Source organism: Bradyrhizobium sp. NBAIM01 (assembly GCF_020194115.1).
GTDB lineage: Bacteria > Pseudomonadota > Alphaproteobacteria > Rhizobiales > Xanthobacteraceae > Bradyrhizobium > Bradyrhizobium yuanmingense.
Genome location: NZ_JADYVU010000017.1, coordinates 17,506 through 42,080, shown reverse-complemented (window position 1 = coordinate 42,080; position 24,575 = coordinate 17,506). Strand labels below are relative to the sequence as shown.

At 57.8% G+C, this 24,575-nt stretch carries 25 protein-coding genes and 3 pseudogenes; 26 read left to right on the top strand and 2 right to left on the bottom strand.

Annotation, left to right across the window (positions count from 1 at the left end; all coding sequences use genetic code 11):
* The first annotated feature begins 281 nt into the window (after positions 1 to 281).
* From I6F31_RS32115 to fdxB, 13 genes and pseudogenes are all read left to right on the top strand, one after another.
* Positions 282 to 452, top strand: coding sequence for a hypothetical protein (locus I6F31_RS32115; protein WP_225186705.1), 171 nt, complete (start codon positions 282 to 284; stop codon positions 450 to 452).
* Between the two features lie 292 nt (positions 453 to 744).
* Entirely contained in the window at positions 745 to 1,857 is a 1,113-nt protein-coding gene (gene ald, locus I6F31_RS32110) for an alanine dehydrogenase (RefSeq protein ID WP_225186704.1), read from the top strand.
* A 737-nt stretch (positions 1,858 to 2,594) separates the two neighbouring features.
* A complete protein-coding gene (locus I6F31_RS32105) occupies positions 2,595 to 2,789 on the top strand; it encodes a 4Fe-4S binding protein (RefSeq protein ID WP_035730311.1) in 195 nt (64 codons plus the stop codon).
* Between the two features lie 145 nt (positions 2,790 to 2,934).
* Positions 2,935 to 4,165 (top strand): annotated as a pseudogene (locus tag I6F31_RS32100) (SufD family Fe-S cluster assembly protein); the annotation flags it as partial.
* A gap of 73 nt (positions 4,166 to 4,238) precedes the next feature.
* Positions 4,239 to 4,701, top strand: a pseudogene (locus tag I6F31_RS32095) (ATP-binding cassette domain-containing protein); the annotation flags it as partial.
* A 265-nt stretch (positions 4,702 to 4,966) separates the two neighbouring features.
* Positions 4,967 to 6,469: a nitrogenase molybdenum-iron protein alpha chain gene (nifD, locus tag I6F31_RS32090; protein WP_225186768.1), complete on the top strand. Its 1,503-nt coding sequence runs from the start codon at positions 4,967 to 4,969 to the stop codon at positions 6,467 to 6,469.
* A gap of 66 nt (positions 6,470 to 6,535) precedes the next feature.
* Complete coding sequence (gene nifK / locus I6F31_RS32085) at positions 6,536 to 8,092, top strand: nitrogenase molybdenum-iron protein subunit beta (protein ID WP_225186703.1); 1,557 nt, start codon at positions 6,536 to 6,538, stop codon at positions 8,090 to 8,092.
* A gap of 97 nt (positions 8,093 to 8,189) precedes the next feature.
* The gene (gene nifE / locus I6F31_RS32080) at positions 8,190 to 9,836 is read left to right on the top strand and encodes a nitrogenase iron-molybdenum cofactor biosynthesis protein NifE (RefSeq protein WP_225186702.1); all 1,647 of its coding nucleotides are present in this window, start codon (positions 8,190 to 8,192) and stop codon (positions 9,834 to 9,836) included.
* 9 nt (positions 9,837 to 9,845) lie between these two features.
* Positions 9,846 to 11,255, top strand: coding sequence for a nitrogenase iron-molybdenum cofactor biosynthesis protein NifN (nifN, locus tag I6F31_RS32075; protein ID WP_225186701.1), 1,410 nt, complete (start codon positions 9,846 to 9,848; stop codon positions 11,253 to 11,255).
* Complete coding sequence (nifX, locus tag I6F31_RS32070) at positions 11,252 to 11,647, top strand: nitrogen fixation protein NifX (RefSeq protein WP_225186700.1); 396 nt, start codon at positions 11,252 to 11,254, stop codon at positions 11,645 to 11,647. The genes nifN and nifX overlap by 4 nt, the downstream gene beginning before the upstream one ends.
* A 6-nt stretch (positions 11,648 to 11,653) precedes the next feature.
* Positions 11,654 to 12,109, top strand: coding sequence for a NifX-associated nitrogen fixation protein (locus I6F31_RS32065; RefSeq protein ID WP_225186699.1), 456 nt, complete (start codon positions 11,654 to 11,656; stop codon positions 12,107 to 12,109).
* 8 nt (positions 12,110 to 12,117) lie between these two features.
* Positions 12,118 to 12,318 (top strand): CCE_0567 family metalloprotein, encoded by a 201-nt coding sequence (locus tag I6F31_RS32060; RefSeq protein ID WP_225186698.1) that lies wholly within the window; start codon positions 12,118 to 12,120, stop codon positions 12,316 to 12,318.
* A gap of 14 nt (positions 12,319 to 12,332) precedes the next feature.
* A complete protein-coding gene (gene fdxB / locus I6F31_RS32055; protein WP_225186697.1) occupies positions 12,333 to 12,632 on the top strand; it encodes a ferredoxin III, nif-specific in 300 nt (99 codons plus the stop codon).
* A gap of 1,549 nt (positions 12,633 to 14,181) precedes the next feature.
* Here fdxB and I6F31_RS32050 read toward each other — a convergent pair.
* Positions 14,182 to 14,947 (bottom strand): annotated as a pseudogene (locus I6F31_RS32050) (hypothetical protein); the annotation flags it as partial.
* Between the two features lie 125 nt (positions 14,948 to 15,072).
* On the opposite strand from I6F31_RS32050, the gene I6F31_RS32045 reads away from it, so the two are divergent.
* Positions 15,073 to 15,948: a host specificity protein gene (locus tag I6F31_RS32045; RefSeq protein ID WP_225186696.1), complete on the top strand. Its 876-nt coding sequence runs from the start codon at positions 15,073 to 15,075 to the stop codon at positions 15,946 to 15,948.
* Between the two features lie 299 nt (positions 15,949 to 16,247).
* The gene (locus I6F31_RS32040; protein WP_225186695.1) at positions 16,248 to 16,643 is read left to right on the top strand and encodes a Rieske 2Fe-2S domain-containing protein; all 396 of its coding nucleotides are present in this window, start codon (positions 16,248 to 16,250) and stop codon (positions 16,641 to 16,643) included.
* A 9-nt stretch (positions 16,644 to 16,652) separates the two neighbouring features.
* Here the strand turns inward: I6F31_RS32040 and I6F31_RS32035 are convergent, their stop codons facing one another.
* Positions 16,653 to 17,243, bottom strand: coding sequence for a hypothetical protein (locus I6F31_RS32035; protein ID WP_225186694.1), 591 nt, complete (start codon positions 17,241 to 17,243; stop codon positions 16,653 to 16,655).
* Between the two features lie 275 nt (positions 17,244 to 17,518).
* On the opposite strand from I6F31_RS32035, the gene I6F31_RS32030 reads away from it, so the two are divergent.
* From I6F31_RS32030 to I6F31_RS31980, 11 genes are all read left to right on the top strand, one after another.
* Complete coding sequence (locus tag I6F31_RS32030) at positions 17,519 to 17,839, top strand: iron-sulfur cluster assembly accessory protein (RefSeq protein ID WP_225186693.1); 321 nt, start codon at positions 17,519 to 17,521, stop codon at positions 17,837 to 17,839.
* 40 nt (positions 17,840 to 17,879) lie between these two features.
* Complete coding sequence (locus I6F31_RS32025) at positions 17,880 to 18,161, top strand: hypothetical protein (protein ID WP_225186692.1); 282 nt, start codon at positions 17,880 to 17,882, stop codon at positions 18,159 to 18,161.
* 11 nt (positions 18,162 to 18,172) lie between these two features.
* Entirely contained in the window at positions 18,173 to 19,339 is a 1,167-nt protein-coding gene (gene nifS / locus I6F31_RS32020; protein ID WP_225186691.1) for a cysteine desulfurase NifS, read from the top strand.
* The gene (gene nifT, locus I6F31_RS32015) at positions 19,336 to 19,560 is read left to right on the top strand and encodes a putative nitrogen fixation protein NifT (RefSeq protein ID WP_225186690.1); all 225 of its coding nucleotides are present in this window, start codon (positions 19,336 to 19,338) and stop codon (positions 19,558 to 19,560) included. Before nifS ends, nifT begins: the two co-directional genes overlap by 4 nt.
* Positions 19,561 to 19,954: 394 nt before the next feature.
* Positions 19,955 to 20,518 (top strand): SIR2 family protein, encoded by a 564-nt coding sequence (locus I6F31_RS32010; protein WP_225186689.1) that lies wholly within the window; start codon positions 19,955 to 19,957, stop codon positions 20,516 to 20,518.
* Between the two features lie 239 nt (positions 20,519 to 20,757).
* Positions 20,758 to 22,317: a nitrogenase cofactor biosynthesis protein NifB gene (nifB, locus tag I6F31_RS32005; protein ID WP_225186688.1), complete on the top strand. Its 1,560-nt coding sequence runs from the start codon at positions 20,758 to 20,760 to the stop codon at positions 22,315 to 22,317.
* A gap of 10 nt (positions 22,318 to 22,327) precedes the next feature.
* On the top strand, positions 22,328 to 22,552 hold the full coding sequence (locus I6F31_RS32000) for a 4Fe-4S binding protein (protein ID WP_225186687.1): 225 nt from the start codon (positions 22,328 to 22,330) through the stop codon (positions 22,550 to 22,552).
* Positions 22,553 to 22,873: 321 nt separating this feature from the next.
* Complete coding sequence (locus I6F31_RS31995) at positions 22,874 to 23,188, top strand: nitrogen fixation protein NifZ (RefSeq protein WP_225186767.1); 315 nt, start codon at positions 22,874 to 22,876, stop codon at positions 23,186 to 23,188.
* The gene (locus I6F31_RS31990; RefSeq protein ID WP_225186686.1) at positions 23,185 to 23,424 is read left to right on the top strand and encodes a nitrogen fixation protein NifZ; all 240 of its coding nucleotides are present in this window, start codon (positions 23,185 to 23,187) and stop codon (positions 23,422 to 23,424) included. Before I6F31_RS31995 ends, I6F31_RS31990 begins: the two co-directional genes overlap by 4 nt.
* Before the next feature lie 15 nt (positions 23,425 to 23,439).
* Positions 23,440 to 23,799, top strand: coding sequence for a DUF3024 domain-containing protein (locus I6F31_RS31985; protein WP_225186685.1), 360 nt, complete (start codon positions 23,440 to 23,442; stop codon positions 23,797 to 23,799).
* Between the two features lie 34 nt (positions 23,800 to 23,833).
* The gene (locus I6F31_RS31980) at positions 23,834 to 24,115 is read left to right on the top strand and encodes a hypothetical protein (RefSeq protein ID WP_225186684.1); all 282 of its coding nucleotides are present in this window, start codon (positions 23,834 to 23,836) and stop codon (positions 24,113 to 24,115) included.
* Positions 24,116 to 24,575: the final 460 nt, after the last annotated feature.

Genomic DNA, 24,575 nt, shown 5'->3' with positions numbered 1-24,575 from the left:
TCTCAAACGTCAGAATAAGCCGAGATCGTCTGGGATTTCGGGGCGTTGCATAACCTTGTAGCCGTCACGGTTGTCGTGAGGCATTCGGGTGATGCGCGACCCTACGTGCGGCGGGGTTGCCGCGGCCCCTCAACGAGATTGCACATCAATCCGAGCTCGCTTTTCGTCTGCAGGAAGCAACGTTCGAATGAAGCCCGCGGTTGCAGCTAGCTGCGAATTCCCTGGGCTCGATGCGATCCATGTCGCCAAGAGGGTGAGCTCGTTGCGATCGTCGCGCCTGATTGGCCGATGCCGTGCTTGCAGGCATGAAGGCGCACCCGCTCAGGTCCGATGCAGTCGATATCGGCGAGGCTGTGGCTGAAGACCAGAAATTTGCGAAGATGGCAACCGGTTTCGGCGACCGACGAATCGTCGATTGGTTGTGGGGCGAACAATTGCCTCGGATCCGTTGAACACGCTTTGCATCTTCGAGTTTTAGAAACGATGGCTTCTACGGCAATCCTGCCCAACTGGCAGACTGCGATCTTACTTCCGAGAGCGCAATTCGAAAGGAGCTATCGGCATCGGGCAGTTTCGACGGCTAAGCTCAGGGAGCAGGGTCACACGATCCGCCGGGCATTGGTGGGTTTGAAATCCTGCGAAGTGTGTCAAATATCGCTGAATTCCTGCGCTAATCGGTTGGCTGGGTCGCAGTATCGATGGGCGCTTCCGATTAGAAAGGCGCTCTAGGCAGGGAGTTTTCAAATGAAGGTCGGAGTCCCCAAGGAAATCAAGGCGCACGAATATCGCGTGGGCCTTACCCCTGGCGCTGTCCGCGAATACGTGGCGGCGGGCCACCACGTGATGATCGAGACGAATGCTGGCGCTGGCATTGGCGCAACCGATGACAATTATCGCAACGCTGGCGCAACGATTCTGACTTCCGCAGCTGAAGTATTCGCATCGGGCGAGATGATCGTAAAGGTCAAGGAGCCTCAGCCGTCCGAATGGTGTCAGCTGCGAGAAAATCAGATCCTGTTCACTTATCTGCATCTGGCTCCCGACCCGGATCAGGCCAATGGCCTCCTGAAATCTGGATGCACCGCGATCGCCTACGAGACCGTAACTAATGCCCATGGTGGTCTTCCACTGCTGGCGCCGATGAGCGAGGTCGCGGGTAGGCTGGCGATCGAGGCGGCGGGTAGCGCCCTCAAGCGAAGTGCAGGTGGACGAGGGCTATTGATCGGTGGGGTGCCCGGTGTCCAGCCGGCCCGAATCGTGGTGATCGGAGGCGGCGTCGTCGGTACGCACGCGGCGCGCATGGCGGTCGGCCTGGGCGCGGAGGTGACCATCATCGATCGTTCGATACTCCGGCTCCGGGAGTTGGACGAGCTATTTGCAGGACGCGTTCGCACCAGGTTTTCGACCATCGACTCTGTGGAGGAAGAGGTATTTGCGGCGGATGTGGTAATTGGCGCGGTGCTCGTTCCAGGTGCGAGCGCGCCGAAGCTGGTCCGCCGGAGCATGCTGAGCTCGATGCGCAAGAGGGGGGTGCTCGTGGACGTCGCTATCGATCAGGGCGGCTGCTTTGAGACATCGCACCCAACCACTCACGCTGATCCAACTTACGAAGTGGATGGCATCATTCATTATTGCGTTGCCAATATGCCCGGCGCCGTGCCGCTGACCTCCAGTCAGGCGCTGAATAACGCGACGCTGCCGTTTGGGTTGGCTCTGGCCAACAATGGTTTTTCCGCCGTGCTCGAAAATCCGCATTTGCGTGCAGGCCTCAACGTCCATCGGGGCAGGCTAACTTACAGGGCAGTGGCCGAAAGCCTCGGGTTGCCCTTCTCACCGATCGAACAGGCCGCGGCCTGATCCCGAGGTCCCTGATGGGCGTTTCCTCCCTGACTTGCGCCACCGTTCGGGGTGGCCATTTCTCGGCTCGATCGATCTGCTGACCGCCGTCGGAATTCATTTGGAACGGGGAGCGAAGCGGAGGATCGCCAGACGAACGCCCGCAGGATGCGAGACAATGTACTTGAGGCTCACAGAGTGCATATCAATGCTGATTTTCCAGCTAATCCAAGGTCATTGAGAATGCGTCCCGCAGGTCCCCTTGGGACCCGCGATCGCCGGAAACCCTGTCTGGCGCAATCGAAGCAAGCTTTTCTGACTGGTTGTGGAGACGCGGACCAGAGCGGTGATGACGGCGCCGGTTTGATCCTGGTGCTTTCGCCGAAGTCGCCGCTGTCCCGGTGAGTGGAACAAACAAGATGCGGCTGGGGTCCACCTGACACTCCGGCGGAGAACTTTGTGGAGTGCCGCGGCGCCTCGATCGTAGCCGCGGCGGCGGCAGTGCGAACGATCGCAGATCGTTCCCTGCGGCTGGCGAACGCGGTTGACCTGATCGGCTGACTGCCGTGAGATCGACAATGCGCAAGCCAGGACATCGAGATCAGGCTGCTGTCGGGCCCATTGTAGGATTTGCGACACCCGTGTCGAGGCGGCGGCTTGCTATTGAAATGAGCGCACACAAATCAAGGTAAACCTGTCTGGCACAAGACTTGAAGACAAGAAACTGTCCCGCACATTTTGCTCATGGAATCGCAGTAATGGCCTACAAGATAATCGCATCCCAGTGTACTGTCTGCGGTGCGTGCGAGTTCGAATGTCCCAACGCCGCGATCAGCTTGAAGAACGACATATATGTGATCAATCCAACCCAGTGCACCCAATGTGAGGGGCATTTTGACGCGCCGCAATGCGCCGTCGTATGCCCGGTGCCCGATACCTGCGTGCCGGCCTAGACGGAGTAACCGATGACAGGAGCTCCGGTGCGAAATATGATGAAGACGCTATCGACAGTCGCCGCCTTTTGGATTCCTGTTTCTCTCCTCGCTGGCCCCGAGTTGGCCGTGACTTGCGCGATGCGCTCGGAGAGATTGAGGCGCAATCCACACCGGCGGGAATGATCCTAACGCGAGCGGACCGGACAATGGTCGCTGTACAAGAACGGTCGAGCGCGTGAAACGCATCGACGTCGACCAGTATCGATACGGGTTTGAGACGCTGATCGAGTCCGACAAAGCTCCCAAGGGGCTATGGCAAGATACAGTCCGCTTCATCTCCGCAAAGAAGAGTGAACCGTTCTGGAAGCTGGAATGCGCCCTTGATACCAATCGGCGCTGGATGACTATGACCAGCCCACCTAGGCGCGCGTCGACTATCCCGAGATCAACTTCCAGGATCTCTATTACTGTGCGGCGCCGAAGCCGTAGAATGCGATTTGGTCACTGGATGAGATCGATCCGGAGATACTGAAGCTCGTCGAGAAACTCGGCATCCCGTTGCGGGAAGTCGCCATGCTCGAAGGCGTCGAGCCGAGGGGGTGAGGGAGACCCGGTCGCGGCGCAAGACCGCGGTCACTGCTCTGTTCCACTCGGTCTCGGTTGCGACCAGGTTCAAAGGCGGAGCAGAAGAAGGCCGGCCTCATCTTCATGCCTATCTCGCAGGCGATCCGCGAGCATCCGCAGCTGGCGCAGAAATGTCCTGGCTCGATGGTCCGACTCGGACAATTTCTACCCCGCGCTGCTTGGCGGTGTTCTCCGACCGTCGTTCGTCTACGTGCCGCCGGGCAGGCGCTGCCCGATGGAGCTGCCGACCTATTTCCGCATCAACGAGCGCAACACCGGCCAGTTCGAGCGCACGGTGATCATCGCGGACAAGGGCTCCTACGTCTCCTTTTCTAAGGCTGCACCGCGCCGGACGAGAACCAGCTGCATGCCGTCGTGGTCGAGCTCGTTGCGCTGAAGATGCGAGATCAAACATCCACGGTGCAGAACATAACACCTATCGCGGTCCCTCGTCACCGCGCACCGGAAAGCGATCGGCGCGCGCAACTTCACAGCCTCCGACTCGCTGTTGATCGGTGACAAATGCGGCGCGTAAACCGTGCCGTACATCGAGGCAAAGAACTCATCCGCGCTATTCGAGCACGAGGCGAAGACGTCGAAAGTCTCCGAGGACGTGCTGCTTTACCGCGTCCAAAGAGGCGTAACAGATCAAGAGGTCATCGACCTCGTCGTCAACGACTTGGCGAGCGACTTTCTGCAAAAAAATGCCGATGGAGTTCGCAATCGAGGCGCAGAAACTAATCTCGATCTCGCTCGGGAGATTTGTCGGATGGCCAAACCTCCCGCGAGCTCTCTCGAATGCGGCGCGCTCGTCGGATGATGCATTTCAGGAATCAGATCAGAATGGCGCTACTCGAAATCCGAGATTTGCATTTTTGGTGCCGAAGACCGCGAAATCATTCGCGCCCTCGATCTTAAGGTCAATGCGGTGAGGTACACGCGACCATGATTCCGAACGGCTCCGGCAAATCGGCGGTCTTGCGCTTCATCGCCAGAAAGCCGAGTTATGAGATCGCCGGTGGACAGATCCTGTTCCGGGGCGAGAACCTCTTGCGGATGTAGCCCAATGAACGCGCCGCCAAGGCCGTGTTCCTGGCATTCCAATATGCGGTCGAGAGGCCCAGGGTGACCAACATGAACTTCCTGCGCGCGGCAACGAACCCTCAGGACAAGGCACGCCACCAATAGGAATTCTCCACCCCCGAATCTCTGAAAAGAGTCCGCGAGGTGGCCGTCGCTCAACATTTCACAGGACATGCTCGAGCGCAGAGTCAACGTCGGCTTCTCCGGCGGCGAGCGCGACCGCAGAGTACCGCGTCCGCGGACACGCACGAGAATGAGCAGGCGATTCAGCATAGTCAGCCCTTGTTCCATTTTGAACAGAGTAGACCAAGAATTTTCTGCCCAAACCGTGATGTCGGGTTCGCAACAACACCCCCTGTCGCTGGGCAACGCACGCTAAACGATTTTGATTGCTATGTTTTCTGTGTTCACCAGTCGCTGGCATGCAGGTTGCAAAAGTGTTGGTCAAGAAGTCGCCTTTGCAACAGCTAATCTTTGAAGGACATCAGATGAGTCTCGCCACGACCCAGAGCATCGCAGAAATCAGGGCTCGCAACAAAGAGCTGATCGAGGAGGTGCTGAAGGTCTATCCGGAGAAAACCGCGAAACGGCGTGCCAAGCACCTCAACGTTCACCAAGCCGGCAAGTCAGACTGCGGGGTGAAGTCCAACATCAAATCCATACCTGGCGTGATGACGATCAGAGGCTGTGCCTATGCAGGGTCAAAGGGGGTGGTCTGGGGACCGATTAAGGACATGGTCCATATCAGCCATGGCCCGGTCGGCTGCGGTCAGTATTCGTGGGGATCGCGACGCAACTATTACGTTGGCACGACGGGAGTCGATAGCTTCGTGACGCTGCAGTTTACTTCCGACTTCCAGGAAAAGGATATTGTATTCGGTGGCGACAAAAAGCTGGGCAAAATTCTTGACGAAATCCAGGAGCTGTTTCCGCTCAACAACGGCATCACGGTCCAATCGGAATGCCCCATCGGACTGATTGGGGACGACATCGAAGCCGTATCAAGAGCGAAATCCAAGGAATATGGCGGCAAGACCATCGTGCCGGTCCGTTGTGAGGGCTTTCGCGGCGTGTCGCAGTCACTAGGCCACCACATTGCCAATGACGCAGTGCGCGATTGGATTTTTGATAAGATCGAGTCCGACGGCAAACCAAAGTTCGAGCCGACGCCTTACGATGTCGCCATCATTGGAGACTACAATATCGGCGGCGACGCCTGGTCATCACGAATTCTGCTCGAAGAGATGGGCCTACGGGTGATCGCGCAGTGGTCTGGCGACGGTTCACTGGCTGAGCTCGAGGCGACGCCGAAGGCAAAGCTCAACATTCTGCATTGCTACCGTTCCATGAACTACATCTCACGCCACATGGAAGAGAAGTTCGGTATCCCGTGGTGCGAGTACAACTTCTTCGGACCTTCAAAGATCGCGGAATCGCTGCGCAAAATTGCCGGCTACTTCGACGACGAAATTAAGGAAGGGGCCGAGCGGGTGATTCAAAAGTACCAGCCGCTGGTAAACGACGTGATCGCCAAATATCGCCCGCGCCTGGAGGGTAAGACGGTGATGCTGTACGTCGGCGGGCTCCGTCCGCGTCATGTAATTGGCGCATACGAGGACCTTGGAATGGAAGTCATTGGCACCGGGTACGAGTTCGGTCACAACGATGACTATCAGCGCACAGCTCAGCATTACGTAAAGGACAGCACGCTGATCTACGATGACGTCAATGGCTATGAGTTCGAGCGCTTCGTCGAAAAACTCCAGCCTGACCTTGTCGGATCGGGCATCAAGGAAAAATACGTTTTCCAAAAGATGGGTGTGCCGTTCCGGCAGATGCACTCCTGGGACTATTCGGGCCCATATCACGGCTATGACGGCTTTGCGATCTTTGCGCGCGACATGGACATGGCCGTCAACTCGCCGGTCTGGAAGAAAACGAAGGCGCCCTGGAAGGAAGCGTCGAGGGCCAAGCTCCTCGCCGCGGAATAAAGCAACTCATCTCGCCCTGTGGGAAAGCCGGGGCGATACCGATCTCGATAGTGAAGGATTTTAACAATGGCGCAGAGTGCCGAACACGTGCTCGATCATCTCGAACTGTTCCGCGGTCCAGAATACCAGCAGATGCTGGCCAAGAAAAAGGTATTCGAGAATCCTCGCGATCCGGTCGAGGTCGAACGTATCAAGGAATGGACGAAAACGGCCGAATATCGCGAAAAGAACTTTGGGCGGGAGGCGCTAACGGTAAATCCGGCCAAGGCCTGCCAGCCGCTTGGTGCCGTATTCGCCTCTGTTGGCTTTGAGGGCACGCTACCGTTCGTCCACGGCTCGCAAGGCTGCGTGGCCTATTATCGCAGCCATCTGTCGCGGCACTTCAAGGAACCTAGCTCCTGCGTCTCTTCGTCAATGACGGAAGACGCCGCCGTATTCGGCGGCCTGAACAACATGATCGACGGGCTCGCGAATAGCTACAACATGTACAAACCCAAGATGATCGCGGTCTCCACGACCTGCATGGCCGAGGTGATCGGCGATGACCTCAACGCCTTCATCAAGACGTCGAAAGAAAAAGGCTCGGTTCCGGCGGACTTCGACGTGCCGTTCGCCCACACGCCGGCCTTCGTCGGCAGCCACGTCACCGGTTATGACAATGCGCTCAAGGGCATTCTGGAGCATTTTTGGGACGGCAAGGCCGGAACGGCACCGAAGCTGGAGCGCAAGCCTAACGGGGCGATCAACATCATTGGTGGGTTCGATGGCTACACTGTCGGAAATCTTCGCGAGGTCAAGCGCATCTTGGCCTTAATGGGCATCCAGCACACGATTCTCGCCGATAATTCAGAGGTCTTCGATACTCCGACAGACGGCGAATTCCGGATGTATGACGGTGGCACGACGCTGGAAGATGCGGCCAACGCGGTTCACGCCAAGGCGACAATCTCCATGCAGCAGTGGTGCACTGAAAAAACGCTGCCATTCCTGGCTGAGCATGGCCAGGACGTCTTATCCTTCAACTATCCGGTTGGCCTGTCCGCAACGGATGACTTTATTATGGCGCTGTCACACATCAGCGGCAGGGAGATTCCCGAGCAACTCACGCGAGAACGTGGCCGCCTGGTCGACGCGATCGCTGACTCCAGCGCCCATATCCATGGCAAGAAGTTCGCGATCTATGGCGATCCGGATCTTTGCTATGGGTTGGCTGCATTCCTGCTCGAACTCGGCGCCGAACCAACCCATGTGCTGTCCACCAACGGCAACAAGGCCTGGCGCGATAAAATGCAGGTGCTGCTTGCGAACTCGCCATTTGGGAAGGGCTGCCAAGCCTATCCGGGCCGAGACCTCTGGCACATGCGCTCACTCTTGTTCACCGAGCCGGTCGATTTTCTGATTGGCAACACCTACGGCAAGTACCTGGAGCGGGATACTGGGACACCACTGATCCGCATTGGCTTTCCGATTTTTGATCGGCATCACCATCACCGCTCCCCCCTATGGGGCTATCAGGGCGGCCTGAATGTACTGGTGAAGATCCTGGACAAGATCTTCGATGAGATCGACAAGAAGACCAACGTTCTTGGCAAAACTGACTACAGCTTCGACATCATTCGTTGATGAGCGACTATGCGCGTGTCGTCACCCAAACACTCGACAACGGCGCAAGCACACGACGCCTGACCTTGCAATTGACTTGCGCTGAGGGGAAAAAGGGATGAGTTCACCAGCGGCCACGGTCCAGAATATTTTCGACGAGCCGGGCTGCGCCAAGAATGGCAGTAAGTCGGAGGCTGAACGCAAGAAGGGATGCACCAAACAACTGCAGCCGGGTAGCGCTGCGGGCGGATGTGCTTTCGACGGCGCCAAGGTTGCGCTGCAGCCGTTCACCGACGTCGCTCACTTGGTGCATGGTCCGATCGCGTGCGAAGGTAATTCGTGGGACAATCGTAGCGCGGCGTCGTCCGGCTCGAATCTGTGGCGCACCGCATTCACAACCGATTTGAGCGAAACCGATATTGTATTCGGAGGCGAGAAGCGACTCTGCAAAGCGATCAAGGAGATCATGGACAAGTGCGACCCGTCTGCCATCTTCGTCTATCAAACGTGCATCCCGGCGATGATTGGCGACGACATCAACGCAGTTTGTAAGGCAGCATCTCAAAGGTTCGCAAGGCCGGTGATCCCGATTAATTCCCCGGGCTTCGTCGGCTCGAAGAACCTCGGGAACAAGCTCGCCGGCGAGGCCTTGCTCGACTATGTGATCGGGACGCAAGAACCAGACTACACCACGCCGTACGATATCAATCTGATCGGGGAATACAACATTTCGGGGGAGCTCTGGCAAGTGAAGCCATTGCTAGACGAGCTTGGAGTACGGATTCTCTCCTGCATCTCAGGCGATGGCAAATATCGCGAAGTCGCTTCATCTCATCGCGCGCGAGCGGCGATGTTGGTGTGCTCAAAGTCCATGATCAATGTCGCACGGAAGATGCAGCAACGCTACGGCATCCCGTTCTTCGAGGGGTCGTTCTACGGTATCCAAGATTCGAGCGAAGCGCTGCGTCAGCTTGCCCGCTTATTGGTTGAACGCGGTGCGCCGACAGATCTGCTCGGACGCACCGAAGCGGTGATCGCGCGCGAGGAAGCGCGGGCCTGGGCTGCGATCGAGCCGTATAAGCCACGGTTCGAAGGCAAAAAGGCCTTGTTAATGACCGGTGGCGTCAAGTCATGGTCGGTTGTTGCGGCACTCCAGGAAGTCGGGCTTGAGTTAGTTGGTACCAGCGTGAAAAAATCGACCACCGAAGATAAGGAGCGCGTTAAGGAGCTCATGGGGAATGATGCCCACATGATCGAGAATATGACGACGCGCGAAATGTACGAGATGTTGAAGGACGCAAAAGCCGACATCATGCTATCGGGAGGCAAGTCGCAATTCGTCGCGCTGAAAGCGGCGATGCCCTGGCTCGATATCAACCAGGAGCGTTGCCACGCCTATATGGGCTATGTCGGAATGGTCAAGCTGGTGGAGGAGATCGATAAGTCGCTCTCCAGTCCGATGTGGGTGCAGCTACGTCGACCGGCACCATGGGAGGCATTGGCAAAGGCGATGGAGCAGGTGCAATCGCCGGTGGCGGCGATCGCCTGTGACCCGGCGATCGCCGAAACCGCGCGGCGCGCGAGGGAGATCTGCGTGTGTAACACGGTCGATCTGGGCACGATCGAGGATGCAATCTACGCGCACGGCTTAAGGAGCGTCGCGGCGGTCAGAGAGCATACCAATGCGGTCGGTGGCTGCTGCCAAGGACGTATCGAAGATATCTTGATGTCCGAGCCATCCGCCATGCGACACGCGGCAGAATAGCGAGGCGTTATGGCCATCGTCACGGCGCCGACAAAAGCCTGCGCTATCAACCCGCTGAAGATGAGCCAGCCGATCGGCGGCGCATTCGCCTTTATGGGGCTGCGGGGGGCAATGCCGCTTCTGCACGGCTCCCAGGGGTGCACGTCCTTCGGGCTCACGCTCTTTGTCCGGCATTTCAAAGAGGCAGTACCGCTGCAAACCACCGCGATGAGCGAGGTCGCGACCGTACTCGGCGGTTATGAGAATCTCGAGCAGGCGATACTGAACATCTACAACCGTACCAAGCCGAAGATCATCGGAATCTGCTCGACCGGTGTCACCGAGACCAACGGCGACGATGTGGATGCCTACCTCAAGCTAATTCGGAGCAAGCATCCGCAACTGGCAAAGTTGCCACTGGTGTATGTCTCGACGCCTGATTTCAAGGGCGCGTTCCAGGACGGCTGGGAGAAAGCTGTCGTGCGCATTGTGGAGGTGCTGGTGGAACGGCCCAACGCCAACGGCCTGCGGGATCCATCGAAGGTGAATGTTCTGCCAGGATGTCACCTCACGCCCGGCGACCTTGATGAACTCCGTGTCATAATGGAGGATTTCGGGTTGTCCCCGTCCTTCCTCCCTGACGTGGCGGGATCGCTCGATGGGCATATCCCCGATGAGTTTACGCCAACTACCATCGGCGGCATCGGCGTCGATGAGATTGTGAGTATGGGCCGCGCCGGGTGGACGATTGCAATCGGCGCGCAGATGCAACGAGCGGCAGAGGTCATGCAGGTCAAGACCGGCGTGCCTTTTCGTGTCTTCGAGCGGCTGTGTGGTCTCTGTCCGAATGATGAGTTCATGACGTTTTTGAGCGAGATCAGCGGCCGCCCGATACCATTGAAATATCGGCGCCAGCGCGGCCAACTCGCCGATGCAATGCTGGACGCGCACTTCCATATTGGCGGTCGCAAAGTTGCGATCGGCGCTGAGCCAGACCTCCTGTTCGATCTGTCCGGCATGCTGCACGACATGGGGGCACAGGTGACCGCGGCCGCGACCACCACTCAGTCGGGGGTGATCGAGCGGATCAAGACCAACGAGGTGCTCATTGGCGATCTCGGGGATTTGGAAGAGCTTGCCAAAACAAGGCATTGCGACCTGCTGATCACGCATTCGCATGGCAGGCAAGCGGCGGCGAGACTGAAAATCCCGTTCTATCGCGCGGGTTTTCCGATGTTCGATCGGCTTGGCGCGGGACACCAATTATCCGTGGGCTATCGTGGTACCCGCAATCTGATATTCGATATCGCCAATCTCGTGATCGCGCACCGCGAGGAGAACGATCGGCCGACGCCCGATAGGTGGCGGACTGGGGCCAGATCGCCACAATGCTCGGGATATCGTCGCTTCGCCGGCGCAGCTGAGAGGTCGAGTGCATGAAGGTCGCGTTTGCCACTCAAGACCTGCGATACGTCGATGCCCATTTTGGTTGGGCAAGGAATATCGCGATATACGATGTTACGCCTGGCGGGCACGTGTTTCTCAAAGCGATTGAGTTTGATGGCGATCTTAAGGAAGACGGCAACGACGACAAGCTGGCGCCGAAGATCAATGCAATCAAGGATTGCGAAATCCTTTACGTCGCCGCCATTGGCGGTGCCGCGGCTGCACGAGTGGTGGCCAACAAGATTCATCCTATCAAGGTGAACAAGCCAGAAAGCATTCTGGAGCTGCTCGAAAAACTCGAGGGCGTACTGAAGGGCACGCCACCTCCCTGGCTACGCAAGGCCATGGCAAAGGACCGGCGGCGTACGTTCGAGTTCGACGAATGAGGTGATATGAGCGTAGAGCATCAGAGCGCCATCGACGCGCCGTTCCTCGTGGAGTTGATCAAGATCTGGCGTGCTCAGGACACCAACGGAGCCTGGGAGGCGAAGAGCGATCTCGACCTGCTCGAACCCTACATTCTGGAGAAGGAGAAGCGGCGCGCATTGCCGATTATCGGTGATCCTGATCCCGATACGCTGTGCCGGCTTGAGCTGTTCTTCGGTGCGGTCGCGCTCTCGATCGAGAGGGTGACCGGCGTGATGATCCAGCCGATTCTAAAGCTGCATCATGAAGGCTTCGGCCGCGTGGTGTTGATCGGGGGCCGCCTCATCGCCGTGAACAAGCAGCTGCGCGATGTGCACCGCTTCGGCTTCGAGAATTTGGTAAAGCTCGCGCAAGAAGGCGACAAATATGTCGACGAGGGAATCGAGCTGATTCGGAAATTTCCGGACGTGGCGAACTATTGAGGATATTCATGAGCGATCGTGAAACACTGAAGGCAGAACTAAAAAAAATCTCGGTGAAGGCGGTACAGGCCAAGATGGATCTGCACGACCTTTCGGAAGAATTGCCCCTCAACTGGACCTCGATCATGGTGGTGGCGCAGAAGGCGCACGACGCCTATGCCGAACTGGAGCGCAAGAGCCGTGATCTGAAGGCGATGGAAAATACCTAAAGGAGGTCCGACCCATGTCATTTGCAACGCGAGATGGACGCGACTGGACGCCAGAATATCTGATCTCGATCAATAGCAAGAAGTGCATCGGCTGCGGCCGCTGTTTCAAGGTGTGCGGTCGAGATGTCATGACCTTGAAAGGAACCAACGAGGAAGGCGAACTTGTCGACCTCGACAATGACGAGGACGATGAGATCGAAAAGAAGATCATGGTTCTGAACGATCAGGGTGCGTGCATCGGCTGCGGTGCATGCTCCAGGGTTTGCCCGGCGGATTGCCAGACCCACGTTTCGGCCGCAGCGGAAGCTGCATGAGCGAAGGCGGCTATCTCTCTCGCGCTCGGGCGGGTGCAGCAGCAGGCGGGATATGGAGCAAGGAGCTGTTGGTGATCAGGTGAACCTGCAACGGAGACGCGGCCGCGGGCTACGCGAGGCGGGTGGTCAAGTTGCCTTCCTAGTCTTCATAGATTGTGAATTGCTGGTTTCCAAAACAGGGGACGTTTCTGCGGAACCAATGGTGCCGATCTTCTCCTGTAGCGTGCCGGGTTCGCTCGGCAGGAGCGTAAGTCGGCCGCGGTGCGCCGGGCGTGGACAGTTGTCTGCCTGATCATGGCCGATCGCGTCTAAGTGCATGTGAGGGCGGCACCTGTGTCCTCCGCAATTTTCCCCTGGGGAGGCGGATGGCACTGCCCGGAATTGGTGGACGGTGCAATAGTGTATTCGTGGACGCCGCGACAAAAGGACCGAGCGGTAATTCCGCTCGCAAGCCGCCGATCCTCAACACACGGCTGCAATGGTCAATGTGCCTGGTCAAATGGTCTCTCAATGCCGGCGGCGGGAGAGGAAATGGCGTGGTGCAGATCTACGTCGTTGGCGTTACATTATTGATGGATCGAGCGCTGGCAATATCACTCGGCGTCAGCCTACGATTGGTGATCCGCGGGTGTGCGTCACTCGCGTGCGGATTGTGCAGCCGCCGCGTCGGAGTGCCGCGCAGATGCTGCGGTCAGGTTGTGGTCAGTTAGTTTGCATATTCTCACGAGCTCGCGCGCGCACGAGCTCAATCGGGTGCAATCTTGCTGAGACGAGAGCGATCTAAGGTATAACAGAATGCTTGGCTCATCCAGCCAGTCCACAAACGCTCGCGAAGCTGATGAATCGGGAGAAGCGGGAGATAGCCCCGGTTTGCGGAAACAATTGCAGGCATGCAGCCGGGTGGCTCGCCATCTGGAACGACGGCGCGATGCTCTCTCGTTTCGAACTCCCCCATTGAAGAGATGGACCGAGATGACTTCATGGCGGGGGTAAAGAGATTGTTGGGCGTTGACATCGGGCATATCGCCGAGAATCCACAATAATACTCGGATTTCGTGTCCAAGAAAGCTGAGCGCGCAGGAACGGTTGCTGGAAGTTACGCCAGCACCTACGATGATCCAATAAGCAGGCGAAATGTTGCAGCTATAAGCTGGGCGACGAAATTGCTGGGCTTCTAAGAGCAGGAGGCCTGGCACGAATTAAAGGAGAGCATTTTCAGGAACAGTTTAGCCGCAATGATCCGCTGGTCGAGAACGCGGGCGATATCTTGCTGGAACATCGACTGCGAGAGGACGATGATCCGTTGGTCTTGTCAAGTCCTGCCACAAGAGGCATGGAGCCCCGTCTCGCGGAAATGGCTTTTGTTCACGTGGTCCGTAACAACTGGGCGGGTGCTTGACCCTATCCAGCACCCAAAAGTGTGGACGAACAGCGAGAACGACGAGTGGCACCGGGTCGACAAGCCTACGAAGTAGTCGCCCATTGAGAACGATTTCGGCGGTGAGTGGTCGCTGAGGGCAGCGATGATGGTGGTCAGGAGAAGACGCCAAAGAGTCCTCAGGCCGGCGAGGATGCGGCGGAAGTTATGGCTGACGACGGAGACGATGACGTTGGCGGCATCGTCGGCGCGGCGTTTGAGGTAGCAGCGGCCGAGGTGACCGTCGACCTTTAGGTGTGCGACGACGGGTTCGATGCCGAAGACCGCGCGCCTTTGGCCGGAGATGAAGACGCGACGCGGGTGCCCCGAACTCGTAAGGTGCGCTGGCCTCTCCCTTCCCGATGCACTTCACCTCCCGCGCGCGGAAGGAATACAGCTTTTAGCCGCGCTGGCGCTGCTCCTGCGATTGGATCTGCGCGGCCCGGCCAAGCAGGAGGGCGAACGCGTTCTCGAGCGCAACTGACCTTCCATCTTGCGGCGGATGTCGCGGATGATCGCGCTGACCCAGCTGCGCAGGGTGTGCAAGTGCCGCTGATGTCGCTTAAATTGTTTGGAATGGGCGTCGTGGGAAGCCATCATTGCCGCAGGCTTGGCAATGCGAAGATAAGACTGCCGCAGCTTAAGCCCGTGCTTGCTCGCAGGCGGTTGAGCCCCTTGATTGTACCGTCCAGCAGTTTGGCATCGGTTGGGAGGTGATGGTCTTCTGCACGGTCGTGTCAACCGTGATCGCTTGAGGTCATGATTGCGTAACACGCCGGCCTCGTGCGCCCACCCGCAGGCTCTCGGCGAGCAAGAGCTCCAGCTTGTTGCCTAGCCGCTTGCGCCAGTGGCTCAGGTCGGAGCGCTCGTGCGCGTGCTGGAAGAAGTCTTCGCCGGTACAAGAGCGCACGATAGATGCTCAACTTCGGCGCGTCAGCTCATAGTCAGCTACACCTCTTACCATCGTCGGTAGAGCTCGGCGAGCTCAGCACCCCGAAACCGTACCGACAGGAGAACGATCCGATGTATGGCCGAATTGTTGGCTCATCCAGCCAATCCACAAGCGCCACCCCGGCTGATGAAGCAAGGCATTCAGATGACGAGGGCTTTGCGGAAAGGCTTGCAGGCATGGCACCCGATGCTGGCCCAAGTTCGTCTCAGGCAGCGACACGGCCGTACTCCGTAAGTTCCCAACCTCCGATTAAAGAGATCGACATCGATGAGTTCGGGGAAGAAGTGAAGGCCTTCTATGGCGACGACATCAAGCACATTGCCGATAATCCACTGGAGTACTCGGATTTCATATCCACAAAAGCTGAGCGCGCGGCAAACGTTGCTAGAACCCAGGGTCACACCGACGAAGATACGGACGTGGCGCGATATTACGCCTATCGCTTGGGTAACAAAACTGTTGGGCTTCTGAGGACAGAAGGTGGACTTCGGGTAGGAGGAAGGCGATTCAGCGCCCAGTTTCCCGGTCGAAACGCGGTCACATCCCAAGTAGATCTTCGGGTTACTCATCCGCTCGTCGAGAACGCTGGCGATATTCTACTGGAGCATCAGCTTCGGCAGGACGGCGAGCAAGCATTGATTATGTCAAAACCTGCGTTTCCAGGCATCGAGCCCCGTCTGGCTCAGATGGGCTTTGTTCCTGTGAGTGATAGGAATCACTGGGTGCTTGATCCCCACCAGCATCCCGACAAGTGGACGCATAACGCTGAGGGTAAATGGCAACGGGTAGGCAAACCTGAAGGATATCTCGCCGCCGAGAGTAGTGGCGCTCAAGCAAGAATCGAGCGGGCTCCGAGCGAGGCGAGTGATGAGACAGAGTCGTCCGGCGATGACACGTCTTGGTACTTCGAGCGCCTTAATCTAGGCCCGGGGTCGGCTGCCGAATAGTCACTGTGAACGAGGCCGGACCTTAAAGCGGTGGCTACCGAGCTAGTATGTTGCTGCTGGAATGGCCACTTCAAAACGAGCTGGCGTTAGGCGGCGGTCGTGCCCGAAGTGCTGCACCGATCAGTGCTGGGCCGCTCGCCGCCAGCGCGGCTTAGCCCTCAGCTGCCTGCGCTGGCGCTGCGCAGCCCCGTGCTCCCCCACCGGGGTCGGCTAGGGGGGGGCGGTCCGCACTTGTATGGTTCTTGCAGGGTTGATCGCGCGACGACAATAAAGAAAATCTTGCAATGTACGAGCGATGAATGCAGCCAGATGCGATCTATGCGATTTGCGACGTTAACGACATTCCGAGCCGCCACGCCACGGGATTCCATCTCATGGTCGTCGATGATGATGGCAATCAGCGCCCGTGGTCCGTCATTGTGGTGCGCTGGGGTAAAAAGGTACTGGGCTATGTCAACAAATGCCCCCACAACAGTGTCAATTTGGACTGGGAGCGGAACCAATTCCTCGATCCATACGGTATCCGACTGATGTGCGGCAAGCACGGTTCGACCTTCGAACTCGGCACCGGCCGGTGCGTCGAAGGTCCATGTCAGGGTAGAATGCTCACGCCGATCGCGTTGGCAGTTTTGGATGGTGATATCTGTGTCCTCGGCGTGCGTCTTGTCGAAGACGATGCATCGCCCAACAACTGAAGACCGCGCTCAGACCGGACGGTTCTCGTTGCGGTTTTTCACCGGCTCCATCCTCTTTAGCCCGTCGTCGTACGAGATCTCCTCATAGGACAGATCGAGATCCTTTGTGGCATCGAGGAGGTAATCAAGCTTGCCGGCCGGATCGAACTTCTTGATGTCGTCCTTGTTGAGCCCGACCAGCTCCATCATCTCCTTCCAAACGGTGGATTCATCGCACGGCAAAACCTTGAAGTTAATATCACCGAGCTTGATTCGGTATTTCGCTAGCAAATCTATATTGTTGCAGAACATGAAGTAGCTGCCGTCTGGGCTTAAGGCACCGTCAAGGACAGTCGCGACGTCTAAAAGATACGCGAAAGAATGCAGATAGCCGGCCAACACGGGAATAGTGCGTTCTCCGTCCTGCGCGATCGTCAAAACCTGCTCGAGCGAATAGTCCGGTGGCCGTTTCTCGTCCGCGACTTGAGTTTGGAATTTTAGCGCAATGTCGCCGCGAAAGCCGAACCGGCCCGGCTTGGTAGTCCCGCCCTTGAGTACGGCATTGAGCAGGCGGCCCTCCTTCTCTAGTCTGCCGAGTGCGGTGTTCTCGATTGCAGTCATTAGATTCGTCCTCGATCTAAGCTCTTTACCGACGCTTTGGCCCGGTGCCCAGATGCGATGCAAATTGCTTGCCGTCGGACGCGTAGCGGCCTTCGGCGCAACTTAGAAAGAAAACGCGTCAGCGGGCTTGATCGCCTCAAGTAGCCTTGTCAGGTACCCGACACGGGTGCCAAACCCAACAGGCGCGATCCGAAAAAGTCAGCACTCATCAACAATCTGCACGCTGGCACGTGACTTGCTCTTGGCAGCTAGATCCAAGCGATGAGGGGTAAGCAGTGATCAACCTGACGGATAGCGCAGTGAATGCAATCAAGAGCGCGATTTCATCGTCGACGCACCCGACCGGCGGTCTGCGCGTTATGGTGGAAGCAGGCGGCTGCAATGGATTTAAATACAAGATGGGTCTGGCCGAGGAACCGAAGCCTGACGATACCGTGATCGAATGCGACGGTTTGAAGGTGTTTGTCGACAACGACAGCCGTGAGCATCTGGTCGGCACGACCATCGATTTCGTGATGGCACTAGAGAGCTCTGGCTTTACCTTTCATAACCCGAACGCCACCGCGAACTGCTCCTGCGGAAAATCGTTCAGCTGAAGAACAAATCGTTCAGCTGACGAAGAGGAGATATCGAGGCATGCCGGCCGGACCAGAACAATTGAGGCAATCGTCGTGCACTGCGACAGACCCAGAGCGTCGCATTCTCGGAGCTCTCCAAGACATCCGACCCAATCCGGAATGCGATGGTGGCGACTATCAGCCGATCGGCAACGATGGCAGCAGGAGGCGGACCGGTGCCTTCACGCTGGATAGGCTTTCGAAGGTTGCGCTGGAAGGCATTCAGACGAGGCTGGCTTATAAATTCGGCGAAATGGTCCGCCCGATCCCCGTTTCTGCTGCAGGCGAGTCAGTGGATTGAGCGAGAATTGAGTGCCGATTTACCTCGATAACAATGCAACGACCCGGGCCGATCCATCCGTCGTGCAAGCCATGTTGCCGTTCTTCACCGAGCAATTCGGCAATCCCTCATCGACGCATGCCTTTGGCGAGGAGGTCGCAGTCGCTCTGAGGGACGCCCGGCATAGCTTGCGAGGCCTGCTAGGCAATGCATACGCTCATGAAATCGTTTTTACTTCGGGAGGGACCGAGGCCAATAATACGGCGATCCTCTCTGCGCTTGCGACGCAGGAAGACCGCGACGAGATCGTCACTACCTCGGTAGAGCACGCCGCCGTTCTTGCGCTAACTAAGCGGTTGGCGACAAGAGGAGTCAAGACGCACATCGTACCGGTCGATTCCCGCGGCAGGCTTGACATCGAGGCGTTTCGCCGCGCGCTCGGGCCACGCACAGCGATTGCCTCAGTTATGTGGGCCAACAACGAGACCGGAACGACGTTTCCTGTGGAGTTTTTGGCCGGGTTGACCCGTGAGGCGGGCGCGCTGTTCCACACCGATGCTGTCCAGGCTATCGGTAAGGTGCGCGTAAACCTGAAGGACAGTGCGATCGACATGCTATCGCTTTCCGCGCACAAATTGCACGGGCCCAAGGGAATCGGCGCGCTATATTTGCGCAAACGAACAAAATTCCAGCCGCTGATCTGCGGCGGATCACAGGAGCGAGGGCGCCGCGGCGGGACTGAGAATATTCCCGGCATCGTTGGCCTGGGAAAGGCTGCCGCGATCGCGGCGGAGCGGCTCGAACCGGAGCGCGCTCGCATTGGCGCGTTGCGCGACCGCCTTGAGCAGGGAATTTTGTATAACGGCGAGTGCGTTGCGCTGGGCGATGTCAGCAATCGGTTAGCGAACACGGCCTCTATTGCCTTCGACCATCTCGAAGGCGAAGTCATCGCCCACCATCTCAATCGGGCAGGGATCGCCGTGTCGCTCGGATCGGCCTGCAACTCCGGTTCAATGCAGCCATCGCATGTTCTCCGGGCCATGCAGGTGCCGGCGTGGCGGATGCGTGGCGCGGTGCGCTTTTCTCTGTCACGTGAAACCTCCGTCGCGGACGTCGATGAGGTCGTCTGCGCAGTGTCCGACATCGTAGCTCGCCTGCGCGCCACCTCCCGCGTCACAGTCAGGGAGTTGACCTCGTGAAGATCATGATCCGCCGCTCTCCGGACGCCGGCCTGTCGATCTACGTGCCAAAAAAGGATCTCGAAGAGCCAATTGTGGATTCCGAGTACGAGACGCTATGGGGCGGCTGGATCAAAGTAGCTAATGGTTGGGTGCTCGATTTGCCCGAGATGGCGAGCGACACACGATTACCGATCACAATCAACGCAAAAAAACGAGGCGAGAACGGGGACGATCCCTGAAGGCGCCTCTGCAGATCGACTTTGTCGATACGGCCGATACAAAGGTAACTCTCGTGGACATCGCTGCCGGCTGAGGGCCGGAGCATTGTTCCCTATGTCGGTCCTCGTCTTGCCGGATTGTGTAGATCCGATGTGCCGACCACACCAGGGGTGTTGGCCGGCTTCTTCGCCAACAAGGTCGCGCTGCGGCGTCGGCGCGATAGTCAATGCGTGGGCGTCGGCGCAGCATATGGAGTCAGCAAAAGTCGATCCGCGGTGATGGCATTGATCACGCAGGCCTTCGCTCGGCCAGTCGAGCCGAGGCGGTTCCACCACCATCTTGCGTCGCTGTCGCTGCCCGTCATAGTAGACACTTGGTATGATGGCACAATGCGCGCGGCGCTGGGTAAGCGCGATGGATGGCCGAAGTGAAAAATATCACCCGCGCGGCATTGGCGAGAATCGCTGGTATCACTGTTACGATTCGGCTTGCCAAGAGGTCGACAGTGCCGTGGCTGGCAGCTGGGCGGCGGTGCTGTACAAGCCGCATAACAGCGTGCAGCGGGCCAACAACTTCGTTATTTCCGACGCTGACTACGTCGAGGCGTTGACCGAAATCGACATTCAAACGCCAAATCCGGACATCATCACGGAAAGGCGAACCCTGACAGTCCTGTCTCTTCATGGGCTATCGTTTCACGAACAGCTGTTGCGTAGCTATGCGCGGCAGATCGTCAAGCGCTCGGGCGACAACCCACCATGCGATCGCCGATCCGGACGCGCTCTCTCGCAACTAGCTCCGCTTTCTACTCGAACAACGCCTTGCACGGCTGCCGATTGGGGCTCGCTTGCGCGGTTGAGCTACTGCTTACCTAGTAGTGGCCTTGTGAAGCGAATCCGCCAGCTCATATCGGCATATTGTGAGAGCCTTAACGAAAGGAAACCCCATTCAGATGAAGCCAGCTTCCCGCGAGCTTAGCGCGAGAATGAATGCGCAAGCCATGGAGCTGGGCGTGAGCATGACGACTGTATCTGTCGCATTGTCAACAAGCGCGTCATTTCTGTTCTTACATGTCCCAGCGCCGATCCTTTCGCTAACTCGCTGGCGTTTGGCTGAAATTCACTGTCTCCGCTATGGCATGCAAGTTGCTACTGCTTGTTGAGGCTCGCTCGCGGATGGTCGTGGGAGGCCGATGATGCCTGCAGGGTAAAAAGAAAATGAACGCGGTGGTCGGACGCGGAGAATATGTCAAAGCTGCGGTGGATAGCGGCAATCTGATACAGCCCGCCGGAGAACATAAGGGCTGCAGCGCTTCAGCGAAGCCCGGCCAGGCGAGCTGCGGCTCGCGGGCAGGACAAGGCGATTTGCCGAACGAAATCTGGGAAAAGGTCAAGAGCCATCCCTGCTACAGCGAAGAAGCACATCATCATTACGCACGAATGCATGTAGCGGTCGCGCCCGCCTGCAACATCCAGTGCAATTACTGCAACCGAAAATACGACTGCGCCAACGAATCGCGTCCGGGTGTGGTGAGCGAGAAGCTCACCCCTGAGCAGGCGGTCAGAAAAGTGCTTGCGGTCGCGACCACCATTCCGCAGATGACGGTGCTTGGCATCGCTGGTCCCGGCGATCCCCTGGCCAACCCAGAAAAGACCTTCAAAACATTCGAGCTGGTCGCCAAAGCGGCTCCCGACATCAAGCTGTGCCTGTCAACCAACGGACTGGCTTTGCCGGACCATGTTGACACCATCGTTACGGCAAATATTGACCACGTCACTATTACCATAAACATGGTCGATCCTGAAATCGGCGCCGAGATCTATCCGTGGATATTCTTCAACCACAAGCGCTACACCGGCATCGATGCGGCGACGATACTCACTCATCGCCAGCTGCAAGGCCTCGAGATGCTGAGCGAACGGGGTATCCTGTGCAAGGTCAACTCGGTGATGATCCCAAACATCAACGATGACCATCTCGTCGAGGTCAACAAGGCGGTGAAGTCGCGTGGTGCCTTCCTTCACAACATCATGCCGCTGATCTCCGCGCCCGCGCATGGCACGGTATTTGGCCTCAATGGTCAGCGCGGACCGACGGCGCAGGAATTGCGGGCGCTGCAAAATGCTTGTGAAGGGGAGATAAACATGATGCGGCATTGCCGCCAGTGCCGCGCCGATGCGGTCGGTCTACTCGGGGAGGATCGCAGGGCGGAGTTCACGACCGATCAGGTCATGAAAATGGACGTCCAATATGACTTAGAAATGCGCAGGGCTTATCAGGAAAGGATAGAGGATGAGCGTGCCGCCAAAGTCGCGGCCGGCCAAAAGGAGCTTGCGGAATTTGCCGGAGAGATGAGCGCGATCACTCTTCTGGTGGCCGTCGCAACCAAGGGCTCGGGATTGATCAACGAGCACTTTGGGCATGCAAAGGAATTCCAAGTATACGAACTTTCTACATCCGGCGCCAAGTTCGTCGGCCACCGCCGCGTGGACGTTTACTGCCAGGGCGGTTATGGCGAGGAGGACAGGCTTTCCGCCATCATGCGCGGCATCCATGACTGCCATGCGGTTTTCGTGGCCAAGATCGGCGGCTGCCCGAAAAGCAATCTGATCAAGGCGGGGGTCGAGCCCGTCGATCAATACGCCCACGAGTTCATTGAGAAGTCGACGATCGCCTGGTTCAGATCCTATCTGGATAAGGTGAAACGGGGGGAGATCCAGCACACGCAGCGCGGCGACGCCGCGATCCGGCAGGCAGCGCTGATCTCTGTGGCGTAAGGAGGAGTATGTGCCCTTCAAGATCATCGCCTCGCAGTGTACGAGTTGCTCAGCCTGCGAACCCTTGTGCCCGAACGTTGCCATCTCGGAGGTGCGAGGAAACTTCGTCATTGAAGCGGCGAAATGCACCGAATGTGTCGGCTATTTCGACGAGCCGCAATGTGTCGCGGTCTGTCCGGTCGACAATACCTGCGTGATTGACACGTCCTTGCCTCGCTACCAAGCGCCAACGTAGAGCGTGAGCACCTAGGAACGGCATGCCAAGAGCTGGTTCTGAACACGGCGCCCACGTTCGGTCTTCCCTCACGGAGGGCGAGTGCTCTGGATTGAGCTACGATAGCGCTGTTGCGAGTCGTCGGCACGGCCCTGGCGGCATTTCATTCTGGGCTGCGGTCTAAAGGTGCTTCTCGATGAGAGCGGTCTACTAGGCAGCGCCGCCGTCGCTGATGTGACCGACGATGCCGTGCGAGCACCAAGTGATGCGAGGATCTCGCCTGCGGTGGACCAGGGTGCGTTGCTGCATCGCTACGAGGGAGCGATCTATGGGGAGCGCTACATGAACAGCATTGTTCGAGACACCGACGTCGTCGAGCTCAGCGATCCGCCGGTCTTTAGCTTTGGCCAAAAGCTGCGCGCCAATCGCAACATCCGCAATGATGGCACCTATGGCGGCAAGGAGATTGGCGAGATCTTGGTTAGAAAGGGAGAGGTGGGTTACGTCGTCTCGATCGGCACGTTCCTGCAGCAATTCTACATCTACGGCGTGGAGTTTCTAGAAAGCGGCTACCGCGTTGGCATGAAGCGCAAGGAATTAGAGCCGGCAGACGCCTGCGAACAGATCGATGATCCGCCATTGCCGGAGGAATCATGACTCAGCCCAGTTTTCCGAAATATCGGCGCGGTCAGCGGGTCAAAACCGCAGTCGACCTCATCAACGACCACTCATTTCCCAATAGAGAGCCCGACGGAGTCCTGCTCGCCGCTGGAGCGATCGGCGAGATCATTAAGGTCGCTATCCATACCGAAGCGGACGTGCCGATCTATATCGTCGATTTCGGCGAGCAGCTGCTCATCGGCTGTCTTGAAGAAGAAATCACAGTGCTTTGAAGAGAGGCTTTCGTCATGAATGCCGCGCTGCTGAGGACCGTAAAAGCCGGGCTGGTGCCTCACCCCAACGAGCTCGATCGCAAGCGGATCGAGCGCAGCTTGAGCTCGCGCAAGCGCTATCTCTATGTCACGCCCCACGTGACGCCGGTGAGGGACGGCTATCGCATTGAGAGCCCCTGTTGCTCGCGCAACATCGACAAGGATGGCGCTCTCATCGATGTCGCGCTGATTCGTTATGATGCCGTGAGCGGGATCTGGAAAGTGTTTCGCAAGAATCACGCGCAAGGGAACTGGGAATTTTATAGCCTTTACCACCGCTTGACGTCTGCAATCGACGAATTGAATGCCGATCCGGAGTGTCTGTTCTGGCAATGACGAACCACCTTCAACGAGTCATAGAGGAGCCACGATGGGGCTCATCGAGGAGGAATTGATCGAAATCGAGCGGCTGCTTTCACACGATGGTGTGGAGATGAGCCCGTTGATCGAGCTTCGGCTCCACTTTCCGCAGCTTGCGTGCGTGTGCTGTGACGCGTCGGATATAGCGGATCAGCCGTTCCGACAGTTTGCGCGTTTCGACCTTCATCTGCTCGATGGATCGGATCACTGCGTGCAGATTACGACCGATCCGACGCGAGCGACCGGCATAGTATTGGCTAGAAGGAATGTTGAGCGGAGTGCGCTGAGCTAGCCGAGCATCGGCTTGACGGCACGCACACAGTGCACAGAAATGCGTTTCTCAATCCACGGTCCGATGCCGACTCCGCGGAGATCCCGGCCGTGGAAACGCTGCCGTGTTCGCAGCAAATCTCCAACAGGCAGATCACTGAAGGCTTTGAGTACGCGCAGTCTATCTTGGCCGCCTATGCTGTTGCGGTCTCGAGTGGTACCCATCGGCTCCTGGCTGCGCTGAAGACCGCTTGGCATCGGCCCGGGGCAGGAGGTTGTCGCCGCGCCCGACTCCCTCGTGAGACGTCGCCTCCCATTACTCTCGCGGGGCCTGAGCTGGCCGGAGTACGCCGCGACCGTAATGCGATCGCCGTAAGCGGGCGGCTCATATCGACACATGGCTCGCCAGCGGGGGCATCACTTACGAGTTCTGACGCGAGAATAGGACCAGAAAGAGGTCTCCATTTGATCAACCCGGACAA

Coding starts and splice junctions, on each gene's coding strand:
- I6F31_RS32010 (WP_225186689.1), top strand. CDS start 19,955: ATGGATGGCCGAAGTGAAAAATATCACCCGCGCGGCATTGGCGAGAAT.
- nifB (WP_225186688.1), top strand. CDS start 20,758: ATGAACGCGGTGGTCGGACGCGGAGAATATGTCAAAGCTGCGGTGGAT.
- nifX (WP_225186700.1), top strand. CDS start 11,252: ATGAAGGTCGCGTTTGCCACTCAAGACCTGCGATACGTCGATGCCCAT.
- I6F31_RS31985 (WP_225186685.1), top strand. CDS start 23,440: ATGAATGCCGCGCTGCTGAGGACCGTAAAAGCCGGGCTGGTGCCTCAC.
- nifD (WP_225186768.1), top strand. CDS start 4,967: ATGAGTCTCGCCACGACCCAGAGCATCGCAGAAATCAGGGCTCGCAAC.
- nifK (WP_225186703.1), top strand. CDS start 6,536: ATGGCGCAGAGTGCCGAACACGTGCTCGATCATCTCGAACTGTTCCGC.
- I6F31_RS32035 (WP_225186694.1), bottom strand. CDS start 17,243: ATGACTGCAATCGAGAACACCGCACTCGGCAGACTAGAGAAGGAGGGC.
- fdxB (WP_225186697.1), top strand. CDS start 12,333: ATGTCATTTGCAACGCGAGATGGACGCGACTGGACGCCAGAATATCTG.
- I6F31_RS31980 (WP_225186684.1), top strand. CDS start 23,834: ATGGGGCTCATCGAGGAGGAATTGATCGAAATCGAGCGGCTGCTTTCA.
- nifE (WP_225186702.1), top strand. CDS start 8,190: ATGAGTTCACCAGCGGCCACGGTCCAGAATATTTTCGACGAGCCGGGC.
- I6F31_RS32045 (WP_225186696.1), top strand. CDS start 15,073: ATGTATGGCCGAATTGTTGGCTCATCCAGCCAATCCACAAGCGCCACC.
- I6F31_RS31995 (WP_225186767.1), top strand. CDS start 22,874: ATGAACAGCATTGTTCGAGACACCGACGTCGTCGAGCTCAGCGATCCG.
- I6F31_RS32040 (WP_225186695.1), top strand. CDS start 16,248: ATGCAGCCAGATGCGATCTATGCGATTTGCGACGTTAACGACATTCCG.
- I6F31_RS31990 (WP_225186686.1), top strand. CDS start 23,185: ATGACTCAGCCCAGTTTTCCGAAATATCGGCGCGGTCAGCGGGTCAAA.
- I6F31_RS32025 (WP_225186692.1), top strand. CDS start 17,880: ATGCCGGCCGGACCAGAACAATTGAGGCAATCGTCGTGCACTGCGACA.
- I6F31_RS32060 (WP_225186698.1), top strand. CDS start 12,118: ATGAGCGATCGTGAAACACTGAAGGCAGAACTAAAAAAAATCTCGGTG.
- nifN (WP_225186701.1), top strand. CDS start 9,846: ATGGCCATCGTCACGGCGCCGACAAAAGCCTGCGCTATCAACCCGCTG.
- I6F31_RS32105 (WP_035730311.1), top strand. CDS start 2,595: ATGGCCTACAAGATAATCGCATCCCAGTGTACTGTCTGCGGTGCGTGC.
- ald (WP_225186704.1), top strand. CDS start 745: ATGAAGGTCGGAGTCCCCAAGGAAATCAAGGCGCACGAATATCGCGTG.
- I6F31_RS32065 (WP_225186699.1), top strand. CDS start 11,654: ATGAGCGTAGAGCATCAGAGCGCCATCGACGCGCCGTTCCTCGTGGAG.